General features: G+C 41.6%; 21 protein-coding genes. 13 read left to right on the forward strand and 8 right to left on the reverse strand.

Features of this window, described 5'->3' with window-relative positions:
• Positions 1–180: 180 nt before the first annotated feature.
• A complete protein-coding gene (locus VJ786_RS14990; protein ID WP_099366573.1) occupies positions 181–1,533 on the reverse strand; it encodes an NfeD family protein in 1,353 nt (450 codons plus the stop codon).
• Between the two features lie 38 nt (positions 1,534–1,571).
• Here VJ786_RS14990 and VJ786_RS14995 point away from each other — a divergent pair, with 38 nt between their 5' ends.
• From VJ786_RS14995 to VJ786_RS15005, 3 genes are read left to right on the forward strand one after another with little or no spacing between them, the layout of a single operon-like run.
• Entirely contained in the window at positions 1,572–2,321 is a 750-nt protein-coding gene (locus VJ786_RS14995; protein WP_099366572.1) for a DUF4905 domain-containing protein, read from the forward strand.
• A 23-nt stretch (positions 2,322–2,344) separates the two neighbouring features.
• Positions 2,345–3,232, forward strand: a complete 888-nt coding sequence (locus tag VJ786_RS15000) for a LysM peptidoglycan-binding domain-containing protein (RefSeq protein WP_180268465.1) — start codon at positions 2,345–2,347, stop codon at positions 3,230–3,232.
• A 13-nt stretch (positions 3,233–3,245) separates the two neighbouring features.
• Positions 3,246–3,884 carry a uridine kinase family protein gene (locus VJ786_RS15005; RefSeq protein WP_099366570.1) on the forward strand — a complete coding sequence of 213 codons (639 nt, stop codon included), beginning with the start codon at positions 3,246–3,248 and terminating at the stop codon, positions 3,882–3,884.
• Between the two features lie 246 nt (positions 3,885–4,130).
• Here the strand turns inward: VJ786_RS15005 and VJ786_RS15010 are convergent, their stop codons facing one another.
• Complete coding sequence (locus VJ786_RS15010) at positions 4,131–5,354, reverse strand: MFS transporter (protein ID WP_099366569.1); 1,224 nt, start codon at positions 5,352–5,354, stop codon at positions 4,131–4,133.
• Positions 5,355–5,446: 92 nt separating this feature from the next.
• Here VJ786_RS15010 and VJ786_RS15015 point away from each other — a divergent pair, with 92 nt between their 5' ends.
• From VJ786_RS15015 to VJ786_RS15050, 8 genes are all read left to right on the forward strand, one after another.
• Entirely contained in the window at positions 5,447–5,977 is a 531-nt protein-coding gene (locus tag VJ786_RS15015) for a DUF4442 domain-containing protein (protein ID WP_099366568.1), read from the forward strand.
• 1 nt (position 5,978) lies between these two features.
• The gene (locus tag VJ786_RS15020; protein WP_099366567.1) at positions 5,979–6,413 is read left to right on the forward strand and encodes a transposase; all 435 of its coding nucleotides are present in this window, start codon (positions 5,979–5,981) and stop codon (positions 6,411–6,413) included.
• A gap of 2 nt (positions 6,414–6,415) precedes the next feature.
• Positions 6,416–7,060, forward strand: a complete 645-nt coding sequence (locus tag VJ786_RS15025) for an SCO family protein (protein WP_099366566.1) — start codon at positions 6,416–6,418, stop codon at positions 7,058–7,060.
• A gap of 5 nt (positions 7,061–7,065) precedes the next feature.
• Positions 7,066–7,491, forward strand: a complete 426-nt coding sequence (locus tag VJ786_RS15030; protein WP_099366565.1) for a c-type cytochrome — start codon at positions 7,066–7,068, stop codon at positions 7,489–7,491.
• Positions 7,492–8,114: 623 nt separating this feature from the next.
• Positions 8,115–8,693 carry a TetR/AcrR family transcriptional regulator gene (locus VJ786_RS15035; RefSeq protein WP_099367615.1) on the forward strand — a complete coding sequence of 193 codons (579 nt, stop codon included), beginning with the start codon at positions 8,115–8,117 and terminating at the stop codon, positions 8,691–8,693.
• A gap of 5 nt (positions 8,694–8,698) precedes the next feature.
• The gene (locus VJ786_RS15040) at positions 8,699–10,030 is read left to right on the forward strand and encodes a TolC family protein (RefSeq protein WP_099367614.1); all 1,332 of its coding nucleotides are present in this window, start codon (positions 8,699–8,701) and stop codon (positions 10,028–10,030) included.
• A gap of 32 nt (positions 10,031–10,062) precedes the next feature.
• On the forward strand, positions 10,063–11,214 hold the full coding sequence (locus VJ786_RS15045) for an efflux RND transporter periplasmic adaptor subunit (protein ID WP_099367613.1): 1,152 nt from the start codon (positions 10,063–10,065) through the stop codon (positions 11,212–11,214).
• Between the two features lie 29 nt (positions 11,215–11,243).
• Complete coding sequence (locus tag VJ786_RS15050) at positions 11,244–14,414, forward strand: efflux RND transporter permease subunit (RefSeq protein ID WP_336557982.1); 3,171 nt, start codon at positions 11,244–11,246, stop codon at positions 14,412–14,414.
• Positions 14,415–14,785: 371 nt separating this feature from the next.
• Here the strand turns inward: VJ786_RS15050 and VJ786_RS15055 are convergent, their stop codons facing one another.
• The 6 genes from VJ786_RS15055 to VJ786_RS15080 all read right to left on the reverse strand — a co-directional run bounded on the left by VJ786_RS15055 (position 14,786) and on the right by VJ786_RS15080 (position 20,317).
• Positions 14,786–15,490, reverse strand: a complete 705-nt coding sequence (locus tag VJ786_RS15055) for an FkbM family methyltransferase (protein WP_099367611.1) — start codon at positions 15,488–15,490, stop codon at positions 14,786–14,788.
• A gap of 44 nt (positions 15,491–15,534) precedes the next feature.
• On the reverse strand, positions 15,535–16,899 hold the full coding sequence (locus VJ786_RS15060; protein WP_336557983.1) for a pyridoxal-phosphate dependent enzyme: 1,365 nt from the start codon (positions 16,897–16,899) through the stop codon (positions 15,535–15,537).
• A 71-nt stretch (positions 16,900–16,970) separates the two neighbouring features.
• Entirely contained in the window at positions 16,971–17,789 is an 819-nt protein-coding gene (locus VJ786_RS15065) for an AMP nucleosidase (protein ID WP_099367609.1), read from the reverse strand.
• A gap of 66 nt (positions 17,790–17,855) precedes the next feature.
• Positions 17,856–19,106, reverse strand: a complete 1,251-nt coding sequence (gene clpX / locus VJ786_RS15070) for an ATP-dependent Clp protease ATP-binding subunit ClpX (protein WP_099367608.1) — start codon at positions 19,104–19,106, stop codon at positions 17,856–17,858.
• 2 nt (positions 19,107–19,108) lie between these two features.
• Positions 19,109–19,807 (reverse strand): ATP-dependent Clp endopeptidase proteolytic subunit ClpP, encoded by a 699-nt coding sequence (gene clpP / locus VJ786_RS15075; protein ID WP_099367607.1) that lies wholly within the window; start codon positions 19,805–19,807, stop codon positions 19,109–19,111.
• Between the two features lie 57 nt (positions 19,808–19,864).
• Entirely contained in the window at positions 19,865–20,317 is a 453-nt protein-coding gene (locus VJ786_RS15080) for a type I restriction enzyme HsdR N-terminal domain-containing protein (protein ID WP_099367606.1), read from the reverse strand.
• A gap of 72 nt (positions 20,318–20,389) precedes the next feature.
• Between VJ786_RS15080 and holA the strand changes: the two genes are divergently transcribed.
• Positions 20,390–21,397 (forward strand): DNA polymerase III subunit delta, encoded by a 1,008-nt coding sequence (holA, locus tag VJ786_RS15085; RefSeq protein WP_336557984.1) that lies wholly within the window; start codon positions 20,390–20,392, stop codon positions 21,395–21,397.
• 48 nt (positions 21,398–21,445) lie between these two features.
• Positions 21,446–22,009 carry a hypothetical protein gene (locus VJ786_RS15090; protein ID WP_336557985.1) on the forward strand — a complete coding sequence of 188 codons (564 nt, stop codon included), beginning with the start codon at positions 21,446–21,448 and terminating at the stop codon, positions 22,007–22,009.
• Positions 22,010–22,206 lie beyond the last annotated feature (197 nt).

Here is a 22,206-nt window from a genome sequence, read left to right on the forward strand (position 1 = left end):
TGCACTATACGATAGTCCGGTCAAACTGCAGAATGGTCAATGAACTAAGTTACTAAATGTCATCACCTTCCGATAAATTTAGTTCAAATTTTTAATTCTCAGGATGACAAGTTCAAAGATTGCTTCGTTCCTCGCAATGACGGGGGTGGGTCGCGAAGACCGGGGGTCTCAATGACCAGCTTATCCTTTTCTCTCCGAAGTCCTTCTCACAAAAAGATTATAATTCTCGTGCTTCTCCACATAGATCTCATCTCCAGCATCAATAAAACCATCAAGTGCCACGGCATCATACCACACATTATCAATCTCAATCTTTCCAGCAGGTCGCAAAACGGTCTTTGCTACTCCAACCTTATCGATCATATTCGTCTTGGTTACCGAAGAGGTATATCCACTTTCAGCTCGTTGTTCATCTTCCAACACCAATTTCTTAAAGGTAGAAGATTCCAATAAATTCTTGCCAAAAATAACCATCAGTACAATAGCCAAAACCATCGCACCAACCACAATAATAAATGAATTCATTAATAATCCAGGTTGAGTAAGTTTAAAATCTAAATAATCATTGGCTACCATCGAGAAAGCCAAACCACATAACATCAAAATAATCCCTGCAATCCCTGCCACACCAAATCCTGGAATCACAAAGATTTCCAAAGCTATCAAAATCACACCAAGGATAAAAATGGCTATTTCCCAATGATCTGCCAATCCTTGTAGGTATAAAGGCGCGAAAAACAAGGCTCCACAAACAATAGCCACCAAAAGGGCAAATCCGATTCCTGGGGTCTGCATTTCAAAATAAATACCTGCGATGATTCCGATGATCAATATTCCACTAACCAGAGGATTGATCAGAAAGGCGATCAGATGATCTACCCAGGTCAAGGTATGATGTTGTACTGCCGGTTTAATGATACCCAGATCGGAAAATATATCTACATCGCTTTTCGCCTCTTTCTTTGCCAATCCAATCTTAACAGCTTCCGCCGTTGTCAAGGTCAGCAGTTTTCCGTCTTCTTTTAATTCCGGAATGGAAATAGAAGGATCCACAAAAGCTTCAGCAACCTTTGGGTCACGGCCTTTCGCTTCTGCCGTTGCGCGCATCAAACCACGCATATACGATTGATATTTTTCAGGCAGGACCTCACCACTTTGGTTGACTACCGAAGCAGCACCGATACTTCCACCGGGACTCATATAAATATAATCTGCTGCTAATGAAATCAATGCGCCCGCTGAGGCTGCATTATGATGAACAAACACAATAGATTTGAACTTATTTTCGTTCAATAAATTAGAGCGCATAGAATCTGCGAAGTTTAAGGCTCCACCAAATGTATTTAATTCTAAAAAAAGATAATCAACATCTGATTTTTTAGCTTCCCTAATGGCGTTTTTTAATGTCCGCCAGGAGTTAGGACCGATATCTTCTTTGATCTGAACGGAATACACACTTTGTGCGGAGCTTGAAAAGACATTCAAGATACATAGTACGAGAATTCCTAAAATGTATTTTGTAAATTTGTTCATAAACGTAGTCTTTTTTACCGAAATCAAATTCGACTCGGATGACTAAATATACGATAAATAAAGTTTTCGAGAAAGCCCTGCCATCGAATATCTGGAAAATCGAGCTTGACTCTATCCAGCCTATTATCTCTGTGGAAACACGTAATATGGATACGTCAGAAGCTTCTTTCCATGCATTTGATCTATCAGGCAACTGTTTGATGTCGCCCTGTCAGGCGGACGGTAAGGAATGGACCCTAGATTCTGTGCAGGATGGACAATTGATTTTAAAAAGAATTGGCGAGCATACCCCCATCCAAGAAGGAATCAAGATCATCAATATCGAAAGAAATGAGGTGGTATTTACTTCTTATGAATTTATTTTGTTGGATGTATATTGTGGCTTTGTGCATGCCAGACATCGTTCCATCTCCTCCGGTGAAACCATCGCCATTAATATCCACAGCGGGAAATACAGTCCTGCTTTAGAGCATAAGTTTGAAATCTGTCTCAATAAAATCCAATATCCCATCACCTATTCCCCTATTCCTCAATTCCTAAAAAATGAGGATAGCACTGGCCCATTATGGCTCAGTAAATGCGGACAGATTTATCTTTGGTGTTACCACCAAAAAACAGCATCAGGCTTTGACCTGATTTTAGCGATTAGCGATTTAAACCGTTTGCTGGATAAACAAGTCATATTAAACAATATGAACAAAATGATTCCTCAACCCTACTTTCAATTAGAAAGACAGGTCTTCTTTATGACCTTTAATAAGCGAGAAATTGTCTCTTATTTAGTATAATTGCAAAAATGATGAATAAAAGAATGATTAAAAAGTCTTTCCAAAAGACACTTACTATATTTACTACTTGTATTTTAATGGGAACTGTAGCGGTTTCCTATGCCCAAACTTCAGAGAAAAGCCAGAAAACTACGATTATTAACGGTCGTACTTTTATCGTGCATCAAATTTCCTCCAAAGACACGTATTATCAATTGAGCAGAACCTATGGTATTCCTGTTCAGGATATCATGAATGCCAATAACAAGAAAAACTTGCGGGTTGGAGATACGGTAAATATTCCATCGACCAATGCTCTCATTGCTCCTACTACTGATAATAATAAGCCGCAGGAAGTGGTTGGCCTAGGTCAGCCTGAAAATACCGCAACGGCTAAAATCCTTACGGCCTATAAGGTTGGTGATAATGAAACCCTTTATTCCATTGCACGGAGATTTGCCACCACGGTAGATAACATCAAAAGGTTGAATGGTCTTTCTTCGGACACCTTACAACCGGGTCAAACCCTGAAAATTCCCGATGGCGCTGTTACAGATCCGAAACCAACGGTAGAATCTACTACGGCAAGATTACCTGTTCCCGAGCAATCCAAGGAAGAGATCGCTTTTGAAGCCAATAGGTATGGAATTATGGAGAAAAAAGAAAAGGGTATTGCCGTATGGATGGAAAACTTGGAATCTGGCGGCAAAAACAACCTTGCCTTGCATCGTTCTGCACCGGTTGGCACCATCCTAAAAATTACCAACCCATTGACAAAAAGTATTACCTTTGCCAAGGTTGTAGGAAAATTCTCCGATACCGCAGAAAGTCAAGATGCCATAGTCATCCTTTCCAAGTCAGCTGCTTCCAATATTGGGGCCTTTGACAAACGCTTTCTGATCGAGATCACCTATGGTGCCCCCATAAATTAGTTTACAAGAACGAATGAGCGAAATAGACAAACCCTATGTCATAGGAATAGCAGGGAGTAGTGGTTCTGGAAAAACATTTTTCCTAAAAAGTTTTCTGGATCATTTTTCTGAGGATGAGATCACTTTAATTTCTCAGGACGATTATTATATCCCTGCCAATACAAAAACAAAAGAAGAAAACAGATTATATAATTTCGATCTTCCAACTTCTATCGATAGAGCAACTTTTTATAAACATATCAGTGATCTATTTGAAGGCAGGACAGTTTTTAAGGAAGAATATACTTTCAATAATCCCGACCTGAAGCCAAAGATGTTGGAAATCAAACCTGCCCATATCCTCGTGGTAGAAGGTTTATTTATCTTTCATTACGAAGAGATCAATCAATTATTGGATTATCGAATTTTCCTGGATGCTGATGAACCCATTGCTCTTCGCAGAAGACTTAAGCGGGATTTGGTAGAGCGTGGTTATGATGAGGAAGATGTGATGTACAAATGGATCAACCATGTTGTACCATCCTATAATGAATACCTGCTTCCCCATAAGGAGGAATGTGACCTGGTAATCAGGAACAATGTGGATGACCCGCTGGTTATCCAAACCTTCACCAATGATATTGCAAAAGAATTACGTAAAAGAATTGGTTAGTTATTTTTAATCAATCTAAATTACCTATATTTGCAACATGTTCGAGTCGATGATCAGGTTGCAAATATTGGATAATATGCCTTTTGAGGATAAAAAAGGGCTTTCTCCATTCTCAGATAATGGGGATGTGGTATTCAAAAAATGTTGCAAAAAGTATAAAAAAGGAAAACGCTGTAAAAAGTGTCCAGGCCGGGTTGATTAATTGCGCGTTCATATCTACATAGCCTCCTTTCATTCAGAATTAAGCTATTCTTCTATAAAATTTAAATCCCTATCAAAGCTTTCCTTTAATTTACTTAAGGCAAAAATGGCTGTTCCGGTCAATAGCACAAGCATGATAATGGCTGCCCATAATATCCCTACATAACTTACCAATAGCCCATACACTATCGTAGAAGGAATTAATGCACCTCTCACAAAATTTGGTACTGTAGTTGTAACGGTAGCACGGATATTGGTCCCAAACTGCTCTGCAGCAATGGTGATGAAGGTTGCCCAATATCCAACTCCCAAGCCCATCAAAAAAGCCAACCACAGGAATTCAGTTTCTGTGATGCCTTTTCTGGTGAGGTATATACAGGAAAATAAGAGGATCAACAATTGATACACCAAGACCACTTTCTTCCTGGATTTGAAGATTTGAGCCAAAACACCAGCCAGAAAATCACCTAATGATATCCCTATATAAGTAAACATCACTCCCTTTCCGGCACTCAGCACCGTTTCAGCCTGTAAGGCTTGGCCGATTTCTGGCGCTTGGGTAACCAATACACCTACCACAAACCAAATGGGCAGACCGATACAAAGGCAGTACAAATACCGCCAGAATCTTTCTTTATTTTCAAAGAGCATCATGATTCTGCCCTTTTGAACCCCTGTTTTTTCCATGGAAGCAAACATGCCGGATTCGAAAACACCTACTCTAAGCAGAAGAAGCAGGAGCCCCATTCCTCCACCAACAAAATAGGCTGTCCGCCAACTGAACCATTCCGATATAAAATAAGCCAGAATAGCCCCCAGAACCCCCACACCTGCTACAATCATTGTTCCGTAACCTCGGTTTTTGCGATCCATGGTTTCACTTACCAGCGTTATCCCAGCCCCCAGCTCCCCAGCCAAGCCAATGCCAGCAATAAATCGGATTATGGCATAACTTGTTACATCCTGTACAAATCCGTTTGCAATATTTGCCATGGAATACAAAAGGATTGAACCGAAGAGGACCTTCAATCGACCATATTTATCGCCAAGTATCCCCCATATAATTCCTCCGATCAATAGACCTCCCATCTGCATATTGAGCACAAACTCGCCTTCAGTTCGCATATTGGCTATGGGTACCCCAATATCTGTAAAGGATTTTATTCGAACGATGGAAAAAATAATCAGGTCATAGATATCCACAAAATAGCCTAAAGCTGCTACGAACACCAGTATCCAGATGTTCTTTGAAGTTTGATGGTTAGTCATTTTTCAGAAATATGACGTTAATTTAATACAGTTCCTTTTTTATTACAACAGTTACCGATAGAATATTGGAAATTAGCCGTATTTTTACCGGCATGAGAGTTTCTCCAAACACTTTGAAATGGGGCTTGCGCTTATATCCACCATTCTTTTTTCAACGGATTTGGGTCATCAGCATTCTAGATAGTTTCCTGGGGGCTGATGTCAGGATTAATAAGTCCTTATTGAACATGAATTCCAATCGGACTATTTTTGGAGGAACCATCTTTTCGGCCATTGACCCTTTCTATCCCATCCTCTTGGATCAATATTTCAAACATCAGGGAATCCTCAGGACGGTAGCCTGGTTGAAGACGGCACATATTGATTACATCAAACCCGGCAGAATGGATCTCTTGGTATCCTTTCGTCTGAAAGAGGAAGTACTAAAAGAAGCCTTGCATACCATCAAACATGAGGGTAAGGTGGTGAAAACTTTCCAGACCCAGGTATTCGATAAAAAAGGGACCTTGTGCGCCGTAGCCCACAATGAAATCTATATCCGGGATCTCGATTTTGATTTTGAGACCTACAATAAATTAAGCACTTCGGAAGAGGTGGAAAACAAACAATCAAAACTTTATTAAAATGAAAAAACTGTTAGTACTTAGTGTCGCCATCCCAGCTTTATTGAGCTCTTGTGGGAATAATCAAGCTGCAAAAGAAACGGAAGACCAAAAGATCTCGCAGCAAGCCATAGAGATCCATGATGAGATCATGCCTCAAATTTCAACCTTTGATAAGAACACGGTGATCATCGATTCGATCTTGACGAATCTGGACAAGATCAAAGCGGCCAATACCGCATTGGATACCACGAACAGCCGCAGCGAATTGGTGAAACTAAAAAGTGATCTGGAAGCAGCAACGGATAATATGATGACTTGGATGAAGGATTATGATCCAGTGAATGAAGACCAGGCTTATCAACAAAAAATGTTGGATAGAGTAGTTGAAATGAAAAAGCAATTTGAGGATGCTGCTGCCTTATCAAAAACAACTTTGGCACCATTTAATAGATAATCATGAAAAAAATAGTTGGATTAGCCTCCTTCACTTTGTTTGCTGGGCTCTTATTCCAATCTTGCGATAATACTGAAAGAAAGTTGCCTATTTTAGGTGAAGCTACAGTAGAGAAAAAAATGGTTGATGGCAAGGAAGTCATTGATTCCATCTACCCGACCATTCCGGATTTTAAGTTTTTGAATCAGGATAGCGCTTATATCACGCAGGATTTTTTCAAGGATAAGATCTATGTGGCCAACTTCTTTTTTACCCACTGTCCAAGCATCTGCCCTACCATGCAACGAAACCTGCTGAAGGCTTATGAAAAATATAAGAACAACCCAAAAATTGCTTTCTTGTCCCATAGTATTGATTTTAAATACGATCAACCCCATGTATTAAAGGATTATGCGAACAAATTAGGGATTGATAATGATCAATGGCAATTCGTAATGGGATCCAAGGCAGATATTTATGGTATTTCGGAGAAATATCTGGTGTATACCAAGGAAGATGCCAGTGTACCTGGAGGCTATGACCATTCGGGATATTTGGTGATCATTGATCCTGAACGCAGACTTCGTGGAGCATATGATGGGACAAATGATGAACAGGTAACCAAGTTATTGGAAGATCTGGACGTGATCCTAAATGAATACAGGTAGATAATATGATCTATAAATACCTCACAGGTATATTGACCTTGATTTTAGCGCTTAATTTATTGTTCTCCTGTAATAATAAATTGAGTGTTCAGACCATGCAATATGCTACGATTGGGCAGAAACTATATGTTCAACATTGCCAAAACTGCCATGGCGCCAAAGGCGAGGGATTGGGTAAGTTATATCCACCGCTAACCGATCAGAAGTTTTTAGAAGAAAATAGGGATAAACTGGCGTGTATTGTAAAGAACGGGATGGCTGGGGAGATCGTGGTCAATGGGGAAAAATTTAACCAGGCCATGCCGGGGGTTCCTAGTTTAACGAATATTGATGTGGCATATGTGCTGACTTATATCACGACGTATTTTGGAAATAGCACAACGCATTTTACGCAGGAAGAAGTTATTCAGATGCTGAAGGATTGTAGGTAAGCTTAAGGCGGAAGGTAATCTTTCCGTCATTGCGAGGAGGAAAATTTTGCGTCATTGCGAGGAGGCATATTTTCGTCATTGCGAGGAGGCACGACGAAGCAATCTTTAACCTTTGTCATCCTGAGCTGCGTCGAAGGATCTATACGGATACAAACGAACAGATGTTTCGACTCCGCTCAACATGACATTCTTTAAGATTGCTTCGTTCCTCGCAATGACGGTGGAAAGAATAATGATAGTGGGAAGGAAAATGACAGTGGAAACGGCAATGAAATGGAAATATCAAAATACTCCAACCCATACGAATTTATACAAGTTTATACCAAAAGAAAAAGGTTTTCAAACGGGGAGAATGAAAACCTTTAATAACCAATTATAAACCTAAATTATGATAGAACAAAGGTAAGTGTATTTACTACACCTGTCAATAGTAATCTTAAAAATTAACAATTTGTTAACATTGCAACTATTTTTTTCATCGAACCATGTCATCCCTTTAAAAACCCATCTCCATCAAGCCACTCTTCTAAAAACTCATCCCTCCCAAAAAACACTCCCAAGCCCCATTTTATAACGAATATTTGACACAACTGCTAAAGATCTTTCCTTACCTTTGCAACCGAATGAACATTCAATTGACAGAAAAAAAAGAACAGATCTTTCGGAGTACCCTACAGCTAGTCAACGCTGGAGGCTTCCACGGATCGCCCATGAGCAAGATCGCTAAAGAGGCCGAAGTTGCTGTGGGTTCCATCTACCACTACTTCCCTTCAAAGGATGATCTTATCATTGAGCTGTATTGGTATTGCAAGGAAATCATCAATAAACACATCTTCCTCGAAGAACAGGATAACCTCCCATACGATCAACGCTTTCGGGCAGTATGGAAAAACGTGGTGCTATTCTATCAGGACCATGCAGACCTCTTCAGTTTTATGGAACAATTCTATGGTTCCCCATTTTACGAAGATATCCGTAAGAACGTTTTTCAACATAAATGCGAACGGAATAAAATCTTCCATTTTTTAGAACAAGGACTGGAGGAAAAGCATTTAAAGGACCTACATGTTCGTATCCTACTAGCTGCCTATCTAGGACCAGCTATTTCACTAGTTAGAAGCAGCTTATACGAAAAAACAAAGATTGAGGAATCTCAATTGGACCAATTGGTCGACATTATCTGGAACGGGGTTAAAAAATAATATATATGAAATTCAATTTTAAGGACTTATTCATTTACGCATCCATTGCGGCAGTTTCCTTGGGGTCGGCCATGGCACAAGACAACAGGAACCTTTCCAGCAATGCGACATTAGACGAGCTCATCAACTTTGCCCTATCCAACAAGATTGAGGTTAAACAAGCCAAAATCGATCAGGAGATCGCAGAACGCGAAATCGCTTCCGCATTATCAGGATGGTTTCCACAGATCAATGCCAATGGAAATCTATCCCATTTCATTCAATTGCCAACAGCTTATATCAACGGGCAGAATATTGCCATGGGGCAGAAAAACACCTCTTCCCTAACTTTTCAAGCTGACCAGGCAATCATCAACCCTGGATTGTTCCAAGCATCAAAGGCTGCGCAATTCATCAGACAACAGAATACCCTAAACCTGGAAAACACCAAGATCAATACCGTTGTCGATGTTTCCAAGGCTTATTATGATATTCTGACCAGCGAGGAACAGATCAATATCATCAACGAAAATATAGCGCGTATCCAAAGACAATATACGGATGCCAATGCCAGGTATGAAACCGGTTTGGTGGACAAGATTGACTATAAACGTGCGCAGATTTCCTTGAACAATGCCAATGCCCAACTGAAATCGGCCTTGGAAATCAGGAAATATAAATATGATTACCTAAAAACCTTACTGGGATTAAATCCTACAGATGGTCTTAACCTATCTTTTGTAGGTCAGGACATGGAAGCCAATGTCCTATTGGATACTTCAGAATTGGTGCAGATTGCAAATCGGGTAGAATACCGACAATTGAAGAACCTACAGGATATCCAAAAATTGAATACCCAATACCAAAAATGGAATTACCTTCCTAGGCTAAGTGCTTTTGCAAATTATGGTCTTAACTACCGTAATAATGCTTTCGCTGATCTTTATGGAAATAACTTCCCCCAATCTTCTGTGGGTTTGACCCTATCCATTCCAATTTTCCAAGGAACCAAACGCGTACAGGAGATCAGGAAATCCGAATTGCAGGAAACCCGATTGGAAATGGATCTGGAGAACCTTGAAAACCAGATTGGTGCCCAATACTCGGCAGCCATGGCTTCTTACCGCGCCAATACCATCGAATGGCGAAACGCGAAGGACAACATGGATCTTTCCGAAGAAGTGTACAACACCATTAAACTACAATACGATGCCGGACTGAAAACCTACTTGGAGCTCATGACTGCAGAAACAGACCTTAAAACGAGTCAACTGAACTATTTGAATTCCCTCTATGCGGTGTTGGCCAGCAAACTGGATATTCAAAAAGCATTGGGAACCGTAGACATCAACAATTAATCAGCACAACCCTTACATAGAAATTTAACGTTATGAACACGAATCGCATATTAGCAGCAATATTATTAAGCTCTGGATTGATCCTGGCTTCATGTGGCAATAAGGATAAAGCCAAACAGGCAGGTCCTGGTCAAATGCAGGCACAGGCTATCCCAGTCAGCATTTCTACGGTGAACCTGGAAACTGTTTCCGGTACACGCTCCTACCCTTCCAATGTCGTTCCTTTACAGGAAACAGAAATCCGTGCAGAAGTTTCAGGATACATCACCAATATCTATGTGGCAGATGGTGCTTATGTAAGCAAAGGTCAGAAATTATATGAAATAGATCGCGTTCGTTATTCAGCAACGGTTGATCAGGCGAAAGCGACCTTGGAAATTGCCAGAGCAAATCTTGCACGTGTAGAAAAAGATCTTCAACGCTATCAAACCTTGGCCGACAAGGATGCGATCGCGAAACAGACCCTGGATTATGCATATACCGATGTAAATAACCAAAAAGCACAGGTACAAGCTGCTGAAGCTGCCCTTACGGCTGCAAGAACCAACTTGAATAGATCTACTATTTATGCGCCATTCTCTGGTTCAGTTGGTATTTCCCAGGTACGTTCAGGAGCCTTGGTATCTGCAGGTACCACTTTATTGAATACCATCAGTTCTACCAATCCTATCGCTGTTGAATTCCAGATCAACGAGAAAGAGATCACCGAATTCGCCAACCTGCAATCGGGTAAATCTTCAACGGAGATCAACCTGACCTTGCCAGATGCCAGCACTTATGCCTCAACCGGAAGAATCTCTACGATCGATCGTGCCGTAGATCCGCAAACAGGTACCTTGAAAGTGAGAGCCACTTTCCAGAACCCTAACAATGCATTGCGTGCAGGTATGAACCTGACCTTAAATGTGGTTAGTACCTCTACAGAACAACAATTGGTGATCCCTTACCGTGCTATTTTCGAGCAATTGGGAACATTCAGTGTCTATACCGTAACAGATAGCAGTACCGTGGAATTAAAACCGGTTACCCTTGGCCACAAACTTGGCGATCGCGTGGTTATTTCGCAAGGACTTCAAACAGGTGAGCGCGTAGTAACCGATGGAATCACCGCATTGAAACCTGGTGCCAAAGTAGTGAACAAAGAAGAACAAGCTCAACCAGCAGCAGGTCCAGCAAAACAATAGTAAATGCCGAATCCCAAATATAAAAAAGCATGATTTCAGAAGTATTTATAAAGAGACCGGTCACGGCCATAGTCATATCGATATTGATTTCCATCATTGGTATCATTTCGGTCACAACCTTGCCGGTCAGTCAATATCCCAACATCGCGCCGCCGACGGTTTCCGTTTCGGCGATCTATACGGGTGCCGATGCCCAAACCGTAGAAAAAACAGTAACCACGCCAATTGAGAGTCAGATCAATGGTACGCCCGGAATGATCTATATGAGTTCCAACAGTACTTCCGATGGATCGTCCCGGATCACCGTGACTTTTGAGGTGGGTACAGATATTGATATCGCCACGCTGGATGTACAGAACAGGGTGAGTATTGCAGAACCCGTCCTTCCAGAGGCTGTCCGTCGTTTAGGGGTAACCACCCGTAAGATGAATACGGATATCTTGATGATGGTATCCCTGGTATCTCCGAACGGAACCCGCGACCAGAACTTCCTGGCCAACTATGTCAACCTTTACCTAAAAGATGCCTTATTGCGTGTCAAAGGAGTGGGTGATGTGCAGGCTTTTGGTCAGCCATTTGCGATGCGTGTGTGGTTGGATGCCAATAAATTGGCCAACCTGAACATGTCTCCATCTGATGTGAGCGCAGCGATTGCTGAGCAGAACTCCAGGATGCCTGGTGGATCTGTCGGTGCCCGTCCGCAGGAAAATGCACAGGTTTTTGAATACCCGATCGTGATGGACTCCGACTTGGAAGAAGTCGATCAATTCGAAAACATCGTGGTAAAAACCAATATGGATGGTTCCATCGTATTATTGAAAGATGTAGCCCGTGTAGAATTGGGACAGTTCAACTACGGTATTACCAATAAAGTAAATGGACAGGTCGCATCAGGTATGATGATATCCCAAACTCCAGGTGGAAATGCCGTGGAAACAGCGGATGGTATTTACTTGGCTTTGGAAGAATTGAAAAAATCATTCCCTACAGACGTGGATTACGTGGTAGGTTATGAAACGGTTTCCGTGGTCAATGCATCCATCAGTTCCGTAATCCATACGTTAATTGAGGCGATGATCTTGGTAACCTTGGTGGTATTCTTCTTCCTACAAAGTTGGAGAGCAACTTTAATCCCATTATTGGCGATTCCGGTTTCCATCGTAGGTACCTTTATATTCTTTACCCTATTTGGGTTCTCTGTGAACAACCTGACCATGTTGGCTTTCGTCCTCGCCATCGGTATTGTGGTGGATGATGCGATCGTGGTGGTGGAAGCCGTACAGCATTACATCGACCATTACCAGATGGATGCCAAGGAGGCGACCCGAAGGGCTATGAAAGATATTACCGCTCCGGTTATTGCGATTGCGCTTATCCTTGCGGCCGTATTCGTTCCGGTTGGATTTATTCCAGGGATGGTCGGGCAGCTCTATCAACAATTCGCCATCACCATTGCCGTTTCGGTGATGTTATCCGCATTTATCGCCCTTTCTCTTACTCCGGCACTATGTTCCATCATGTTGAGGCCTTCCGCTACGACAAAGGATGCGAAAGGATTGAACAAGTTCTTCTATAAATTCAACGTATGGTTCGATAAAGTGACCTACCGTTATTCCAAAGGGGTGAAAAAAGCGATTAAGGCAGCACCTCTGGTATTGATCATTTTGATCTGTATTTTCATTGGAACAGGCTTCATGTTCATGAACAAGAAATCCGGCTTTATCCCGAACGAGGATGGCGGTATTTTCTTCATGGGGGTCAACCTTCCGGAGGGAGCATCATCTGCCCGTACGGAAGAAGTACTGACCGAGCTGACAAACGACCTGCGTAAGGATTTCCCGGAAATTCAATATGTGACTTCCATCAATGGTATGAACTTATTGAACAGGGCCGCGAAACCGAATGGTGCATCCTTATTTGTATCGTTGAAACCTTGGGAAGAAAGACAGCGCACAGTTATGGAAATTACGGGTGCCATTATGGGCAAATATCGTGGCTATTCGAAAGCAACCGTCATCGCTGCAACGCCGCCTCCGATTCCAGGATTGGGTTCATCCGGAGGTTTTACCCTGGAGATTCAAGACCGTCAGACGGTGGATATCAAAGAATTTGAACGTATTGTAGGTGGTTTCTTGGCTGCGGCCAACCAACGTCCTGAAATCGGAATGGCCTATACCTTATTCAACAGTAATTCACCGAACTACAAACTCAATGTTGATCGTGAAATGGCGAAAAGAATGGGTGTACCAGTATCCAATATCTACAGTACGATTTCCTCCTACCTGGGTTCGAGTTATGTGAATGACTTTACCAAATATGGACGTAACTTCCGCGTGGTGACACAGGCAGATACCAGCTATCGGATGCATATTGAGGATATCAATAAATTATATGTGAAAAATGTACAGGGACAACCAGTTCCGGTAAGCAATCTGGTTCGCTATGAGTTGACCACCAATCCTTCCATTATCAACCACTTCAACATCTTCCGTTCGATTTCGATCTCGGGAGAGGCAGCACCGGGATATTCTTCGGGGGATGCCATCAGAGCGTTGGAAGAAGTGGCTGCAGAGACTTTATCGGATGGTTATTCGTATGAGTTCTCTGGTGTGACCTTGCAGGAAAAACAATCAGGTAGTAAGACTATTCAGATCTTCGCCCTATGTATTCTATTCGTATTCCTGTTATTGGCGTCCTTATATGAAAGTTGGTCGGTACCATTCTCCATCTTATTATCCGTACCGTTAGGGGTATTTGGAGCGATATTAGCCCTTACATTATTACCTAACCTGGATAACAATATCTATGCGCAGATTGGTTTGGTGACGATTATTGGTCTTGCCGCGAAGAACGCGATTTTGATCGTAGAATTTGCGAAGGAAAGAGTGGATATTGGTATGAATCTATTAGATGCAACCATCGATGCCGTTAAGCTTCGTTTGAGACCGATCATCATGACATCACTGGCCTTTATTTTGGGTATTATTCCATTGATGTTGTCGACTGGAGCAGGGGCTGTTTCTCGTCAGACAATTGGATGGACCGTATTTGGTGGGATGACCGCAGCAACTTTCTTGGCGATATTTATTGTGCCGGTGTTGTTTGTGGTGATTACCAGATTGGCATATGGCAAGAAAAAATTAGCGGAGTTGGAAGCTTCTTTTGATGAAGAAAAGAAGAAAAGCCTCTCGGCGCACTAGTTTCAATTGGATGTTTTAAGCCGTAGGCTTGAAACATCCAATTGAAACAGTATTTAGTAGTTAGTATTTAGTAGTTAGACCTATGGCGGCTAGTGGAATTGTGAGAAATTTTACGTCATTGCGAACTTTTTCCGTCATTGCGAACTTTTCCCGTCATTGCGAGGAGGCACGACAAAGCAATCTTTCGATTAGTGTAAAGATTGCTTCGTTCCTCGCAATGACGTGACTCTCGCAATGACGTGGCCCTCGCAATGACGTATAAGACATCGCCACGTCATATGTCGCAATACCAGTAGCGCCCATAGGTCTAACTACTAACTACTCAATACTATATACTATAAAAAGCCATAGGTCTTAATACTAAATATTAACTACTTAATACTAATAAGCGAAATTTCCTGATACGTATCCGAGATAGCAAAAATTCGGTAGCCATGCGATTTCAACAAACTAAAAAACTCCTTCCCTTTTTCTTTTCCGTTGGGAAAGAATCGTTCATGGGTTTCTACCAAGATTTGTTTAATTGGAATACCACTTTCCAATATCCCTTTCATTACCGCATATTCTGAGCCCTCTATATCCATTTTAAGAACATCAATTCTGCTATGCCCCTTTTCCTTTACAATCTCCGTAAACTCCTTTAAAAGCACCTCAACAGGGTTGAGTTCATCCACCAAGCTATGGTCATAGACCGAGCCTGAAACATGTTCCTTATTCTTCGGAAGATTAAAAGTGACTATTCCTGTTTTTTCACCGATACCATAGGGATGGAAATGGAACTTTTCCGGTACCTTATTATTGCTTACCCAAGCTATGGACTTTGGTGTTGGATCAAATCCATACACATCACAATCGTGTTTGGCGATGATGGCTTGGTCAAAGGAGATATCCTCTCCTATACCAAAAGAATAAACAATGGCATTCTCCGGAACAGCCGTAGGATCTACATAAAATCCACCATAACCATTTCCGTACCATTGTTTATCCCGTTTTTCTTCTATATCTATGAAGGCAATCTTTCCGATTCTAGCCTTTAACCAATATTCTAATCGCTTAAGTTTATCGTTTCTTTCCATTTGATTTCGGTAGATATCATAAATATAACCAAAATCACAAAGAATTAACCCTCAGAGATAACGTTTATCACGTCATATTGCGTGATGATATTTATTTTCCCAAACTCATCCTCCACCAGAACCGCTTGGGAATCCTTATTGATCAAGCTCGAAATCTTATCGATTGAAGCGTTGATATCCACAAAAGGAAACGGTTTGGTAGAGATTCCTTCCACCGGAGATGATTTTAAGGTCGGATTTTCTAAAAGTGCGGAGAGAATATCCGATTCCGTCACCTTCCCGATCACCATACCTTGTTGGGTAAGTGGTATTTGGGAGATGTTCAACGATTTCATGATGTTGAAGGTTTCCAGAACCGATTGGTTCACATCTGCCGTAACAATGTCCTGTTGACCACGTCTTTTCAAGATGGTTTTTGCCGTTAGTTTTTCATCTTTCAGAAAGCCCCTCTCGCGCAACCAATCCTCATTATACATTTTAACCATATAACGAGAACCATGATCATGGAAGATCACCACGACCACATCATCTTCTTTTAACGAATCCCCCAATTGTAACAAACCCGCCACGGCAGCACCTGCCGAGTTTCCTGCGAAAATCCCCTCTTTACGAGCAAGATCCCTTGTCATCAGCGCAGCATCCTTATCCGTAACCTTCTCAAAAAGATCGATCTGACTAAAATCTACGTTCTGAGGTAAAAAGTCCTCACCTATCCCTTCGGTGATATAGGGATAGATTTCATTTTTATCAAAGATCCCGGTCTCTTTGTATTTTTTAAATACGGAACCGAACGTATCGATCCCCCAGACCTTGATATCCGGATTCTTTTCCCGCAGGTATTTAGCCGTTCCAGAGATGGTTCCTCCCGTGCCTACGCCCACTACTAAGTGCGTGATCTTCCCTTCCGTCTGTTCCCAGATTTCAGGGCCTGTCTGTTCGTAATGCGCTTTGCTATTCGAAAGGTTATCGTACTGGTTGGCTTTCCAAGCGTTTGGAACTTCCTTCTCCAACCTACTGGATACCGAATAATAGGAACGAGGATCCTCCGGATCAACGTTGGTGGGACATACGATCACTTCGGCACCAAAGGCACGGAGCGCATCTATCTTTTCTTTGGATTGTTTATCAGTGGTGGTAAAAATACAGCGGTACCCCTTTACAACAGCGGCCATGGCCAATCCCATACCTGTATTTCCTGAGGTCCCTTCGATGATCGTTCCTCCAGGTTTCAAAAGGCCGGAAGCTTCCGCGTCCTCGATCATTTTTAAGGCCATTCTATCCTTGATCGAGTTCCCAGGATTGGTCGTTTCGATTTTGGCTAGAATGGTACCCTTTAATTTTTTTGTAACCGTATTGAGCTTGACCAAAGGGGTATTCCCAATGGTTTCAAGGATATTATTATACCACATAGATGTTTCTGTTCTGTTTGTTTAGCACAAAAGTAGCCAATTTTTAGAAATCATGCGGTCTAGCGCCGAAATTAGAACTTCAGGTGCTTCACGGTCAAGCCATTATTGATGAGCTGTTTCAACGCATCGATACCGATCTTCAAGTGGGTTTCCACATAAGATTTGGTAACCGTTACGTCCGAAGCATCTGTTTTTACCCCCTCTGGAACCATCGGTTGGTCTGACACCAATAGCAAGGCTCCGGTAGGTATCTTATTGGCAAAACCAACCGAAAAGATGGTCGCAGTCTCCATATCCACCGCCATGGCTCGAATAGTTTTCAGGTATTTCTTGAACTGTTTATCATGTTCCCACACCCTTCTGTTGGTGGTATAAACCGTTCCGGTCCAATAATCTCTAGAATGGTCCCTGATAGTTGTTGAAATGGCTTTCTGCATAGCAAAGGCCGGTAGTGACGGAACTTCAGGTGGAAAATAATCATTGGATGTTCCTTCCCCGCGAATTGCCGCGATCGGTAGGATCAACTCTCCTACCCCTATCTTTTTCTTCAGGCCTCCAGTCTTTCCTAAAAATAGGACTGCCTTAGGTTTTAGAGCGGATAAAAGATCCATAATGGTGGCAGCCATGGGACTTCCCATCCCAAAATTGATAATCGTGATCCCTTCCGCTGTGCAGGAAAGCATGGGTTTATCTTCACCTAAGATCGGTGCATCATCATGCATCTGCGAGAATAGTTTCACATAATTACTGAAATTGGTCAATAGGATATATTCCCCGAATTCATCCAACGGTCTTCCCGTATAACGTGGCAACCAATTATTTACGATATCTTCTTTGCTCTTTAATCCCGGAGTCACCGGGGAGTCTACTTCTTTAATTTTCTTCGTCATGTTCAATTAATTTAAATAAATAGATTGGGTACAAAAAACCCTCGCTGGCAGGCGAGGGTTTAGATATTATGCAACTTGAAGCTTCTTGAAATCTGTTTTTGCAAATTTATTCTTCGCATAATCCAGCGTAATCAGTAAGCTGTTGTCTTCGATATCATCCTTCGTGGATGGTATTTCAAACATGGCATCCAACATAATGGCTTCGCAGATACTGCGCAGACCACGGGCACCTAATTTGAATTCCCAAGCCTTCTCCACGATAAAGTCGAATACTTCAGGTTCAAAACTTAATTTTACCCCTTCGTAATCAAACAATTTAACATATTGCTTTACCAAAGCGTTCTTTGGTTTGGTCAATATATTCAATAAAGTTTCTTTATCCAAAGGATTCAAGTGTGTTAACACCGGTAAACGTCCGATCAGCTCCGGAATCAATCCAAAGTTCTTCAGATCTTGAGGCGTGATGTATTTATACAGGTTGTTCAGATCGATTTCCTGATCTTCATCCTTCATTTTATAACCTACAGTCTGCGTACGCAATCTGTTGGCAATTTTTTTCTGGATGCCATCGAATGCACCACCACAGATAAACAAGATGTTGCTGGTATTTACGGAAATCATTTTTTGGTCCGGATGCTTACGACCGCCCTGAGGTGGTACATTCACATTCGTTCCTTCCAAGATCTTCAATAATGCCTGTTGAACACCTTCACCCGAAACATCTCTCGTGATGGATGGATTATCGCTCTTACGCGCAATCTTATCGATCTCGTCAATGTAGATGATGCCGCGTTCCGCTGCTGCAACATCGTAATCGGCAGCTTGTAACAAACGGGTCAAAATACTTTCCACGTCCTCTCCCACATATCCAGCTTCGGTCAATACCGTTGCATCCACGATACAGAAAGGAACGTTCAGGATCTTCGCCACCGTTTTTGCCAATAAGGTCTTACCGGTACCCGTCTCTCCAACAATGATCAAGTTTGATTTTTCAATCTCCGTCTCATCGGTTTCCACACGTTGGTTCAAGCGTTTGTAATGGTTATACACCGCTACGGAAATCACTTTCTTCGCATCATCCTGACCAATAACGTATTGATCCAAGTGCTCCTTGATTTCAATAGGACGTATTAGTTTTAAAGCAGTCTGAATAGATTTATTCTTGCGTTGCTTAAGCTCTTCAGCCAAAATCTCACCCGCCTGTTGCACACATCTGTCGCAGATATGCGCACCATCACCCGCAATAAGCATTTGCGCCTCATTCTTACTGATGCCGCAAAATGAGCAATGTATATCTCTATTGTTCGATTTACCCATTGTTATTTTGTTTCTTTTTTAGGAAGCAATACCTCATCAATCATACCAAACGCTTTGGCTTCTTCGGCACGCATCCAATAATCACGGTCAGAGGACTTCTCTACCCATTCGTAAGTCTGGCCAGAGTGATCAGCAATGATCGTATATAATTCTTCTTTCAATTTCAACATTTCACGAAGGTTGATCTCCATATCAGAAGCCACCCCTTGCGCACCACCCGAAGGTTGGTGAATCATCACACGTGAATGCCTTAAAGCAGCACGTTTTCCTTTCGCTCCAGCGACCAATAATACCGCTCCCATGGAAGCTGCCATACCGGTACAGATGGTTGCTACATCTGGGCTGATATATTGCATGGTATCATAGATTCCCAAACCCGCATAAACACTTCCACCTGGAGAATTGATGTAGATCTGAATATCACGCTGTGCATCAGTCGATTGTAAGAATAACAACTGAGCTTGAACAATGTTCGCTACCTGGTCGTTGATTCCATCTCCTAAAAAGATGATACGGTCCATCATCAAACGTGAAAACACATCCATCTGTGCCACATTTAGCTGACGTTCCTCGATAATGTATGGTGTTAAATTACTTGGAATCTGTTGCTGTAACCTAGAAATATAGCCATCGACATGTAGTGAGCCTATTCTATGGTGCTTGATCGCATATTTTCTGAATTCGTCTTTTTTGATATCCATCTGTTCTCCTAAAGATTATGTTACTAATATAATATTTATTTTAATTTTTACGATTGCCTATTCAAAAGATGGCAAATCCTGCAGAAAATGATAACTCCCATCTTCGAAATTTATGCTACAATAATAATGCTCAATTCCATTACTGACTAAAAGTAAGGGGATTTTGTATTGGGAGTTGTAATTTGCGATTTGATGGAAGGTGTTTTCGGTAATTTTGACAGTCGGTGCTTTAAATTCTGCCAAAAGGATACGTTGTCCCAATCGGTTGTAGATCACCAGGTCATGCCTTTTCTGCAAAGAATGCAGCTTCAACCCGCCTTCGATATGCATTAGCGACATGGGATACCGGTATTGCTGATGCAGATGGCTTACCCAATGTTGCCTCACCCATTCTTCAGGCGTCAATACCAGGTGTTTTTTCCGCAACTGGTCAAAAATAAAATACTGTTCTGCTTTCTTGCTGATCTTCGCCGGAAAAGTAGGTAAATTTAAGGGTACCGGTGTAAACATTTACAAAATTAAGAAAATATCAAGCGAATCCAAATCTGGGAAATTGCCTCAAAATCCGTACTTTCGTAAAGCATGAATACCCAATCCATTTTATCCGATATCAAGAAAAAGAAATTAAGTCCGGTTTACCTCCTGCATGGGGAGGAACCTTATTTTATTGACCTAATTTCGGATGCGATCGAACATCAGGTGCTGGATGAAGCCCAGAAAGGATTTGACCAAACGGTGGTCTATGGAAAGGATGCAGATTTCAGCAGTATTATCAGCATGGCCAAGCGCTATCCGATGATGAGTGATCATCAGGTTATCGTGGTCAAGGAAGCACAGAACCTGAAATGGAAGGATGATGAATTGCTTCAGAAATACCTGGAACAACCTACCCCATCTACTGTGCTCGTATTTGCCCATAAATACAGCAAATTTGATAAGCGCAAGAAGGCGTATAAGCTTTTTGAAAAAGCTGGTGTGGTCTTGGAATCAGCCAAATTGTATGATGATAAAGTAGCGGGATGGATCAATGAACAGTTAACTGCTGCTAACCGAAAGATACATCCACAGGCTGCAGCCATGATGGCGGAATATTTGGGAACCGATCTTTCTAAGGTGGCAAATGAGATCGAGAAATTGATGCTGAATGTTCCTGCAGATCGAGAGATTGGAGCAGCGGATATTGAACGCAATATCGGTATAAGTAAGGACTTCAATTCCTTTGAACTGAATACCGCCTTAGCAAAACGGAATTCGTTCAAAGCATTTCAGATCGTGGAATATTTTGCGGCCAATCCGAAGTCAAACCCGATGCCGGTGGTGATCGGAACATTGGGAACCTACTTTACCAAAATATTGAAATACCATTATCTTCCGGAAAAAAACTCTGCAGCAGCAGCAAAGGCATTAGGAGTTCATCCTTTCTTTGTGAAGGAATATGAACTGGCAGCGCGAAATTTTAATCGCAGAAAGACTTTTGAGATTATCCATCTGATCAAGGAATTTGATCTGAAATCTAAGGGTATGCATGTAGGGCCATTGACCAATAGCGGAGATCTGTTGTCGGAATTGATCTTTAAGATCTTGAACTAAAACCAAACTTGAAGTAAAACCAAATTTATTAATACAGAATATATTTTTATGCGTCATTTAATTCTTACTATCCTATTATTTTTCTTTGTTCATTTTACGTTTGCACAATCTTCTGGATATACGATTTTCCAGGGTGGGGCAAATTTAGGATTTGCCAATGAGGGTTATAAAGGAGCATTCAACGGATATCACCTCCATTTTATTTTCGGAAAGAATTTCAATGAAAGAGCTTATGTGGGATTGGGGATTGGTAACGAGAAATTTCAAGGAGATTACCAGACAAATGATCCACATGAGGCGAATCAGAAAGTTTATAAATATGAATTCAATACCTTTCCGATATTTATAGATGGCCGCTTGCCGATCGGAAGTTTTAATGATGTTTCGAGGATCGGTTTGATGGCTAATGCAGGATATGCACCAGCCATTGGCCCTGCATATGATAAAGGTGCGCTTTTTAAAGCGGGCTTCTTTTATTTGCACGATGGGTATTCCAGAACGAAATTTACAGCAGCGTTGACTTATGGGTATCAGCAGTTGACTAAGAATATTTTTAACAAGGATTTTCAACACCAGAGTATTCATATTACGGTGGGGTTGATGTTGAAGTAAGATTCTCGGCCTTGGATGCCACTTCCTCGTAATTGCGAGGAGTTCATACCGTCATTGCGAGGAGGCACGACGAAGCAATCTTTGAACTTTGTCATCCTGAGAATTAAAAATTTGAACTAAATTTATCGGAAGGTGATGACATTTAGTAACTTAGTTCATTGACCATTCTGCAGTTTGACCGGACTATCGTATAGTGC

It is taken from the genome of Sphingobacterium tenebrionis (assembly GCF_037126265.1).
Lineage (GTDB): Bacteria > Bacteroidota > Bacteroidia > Sphingobacteriales > Sphingobacteriaceae > Sphingobacterium > Sphingobacterium tenebrionis.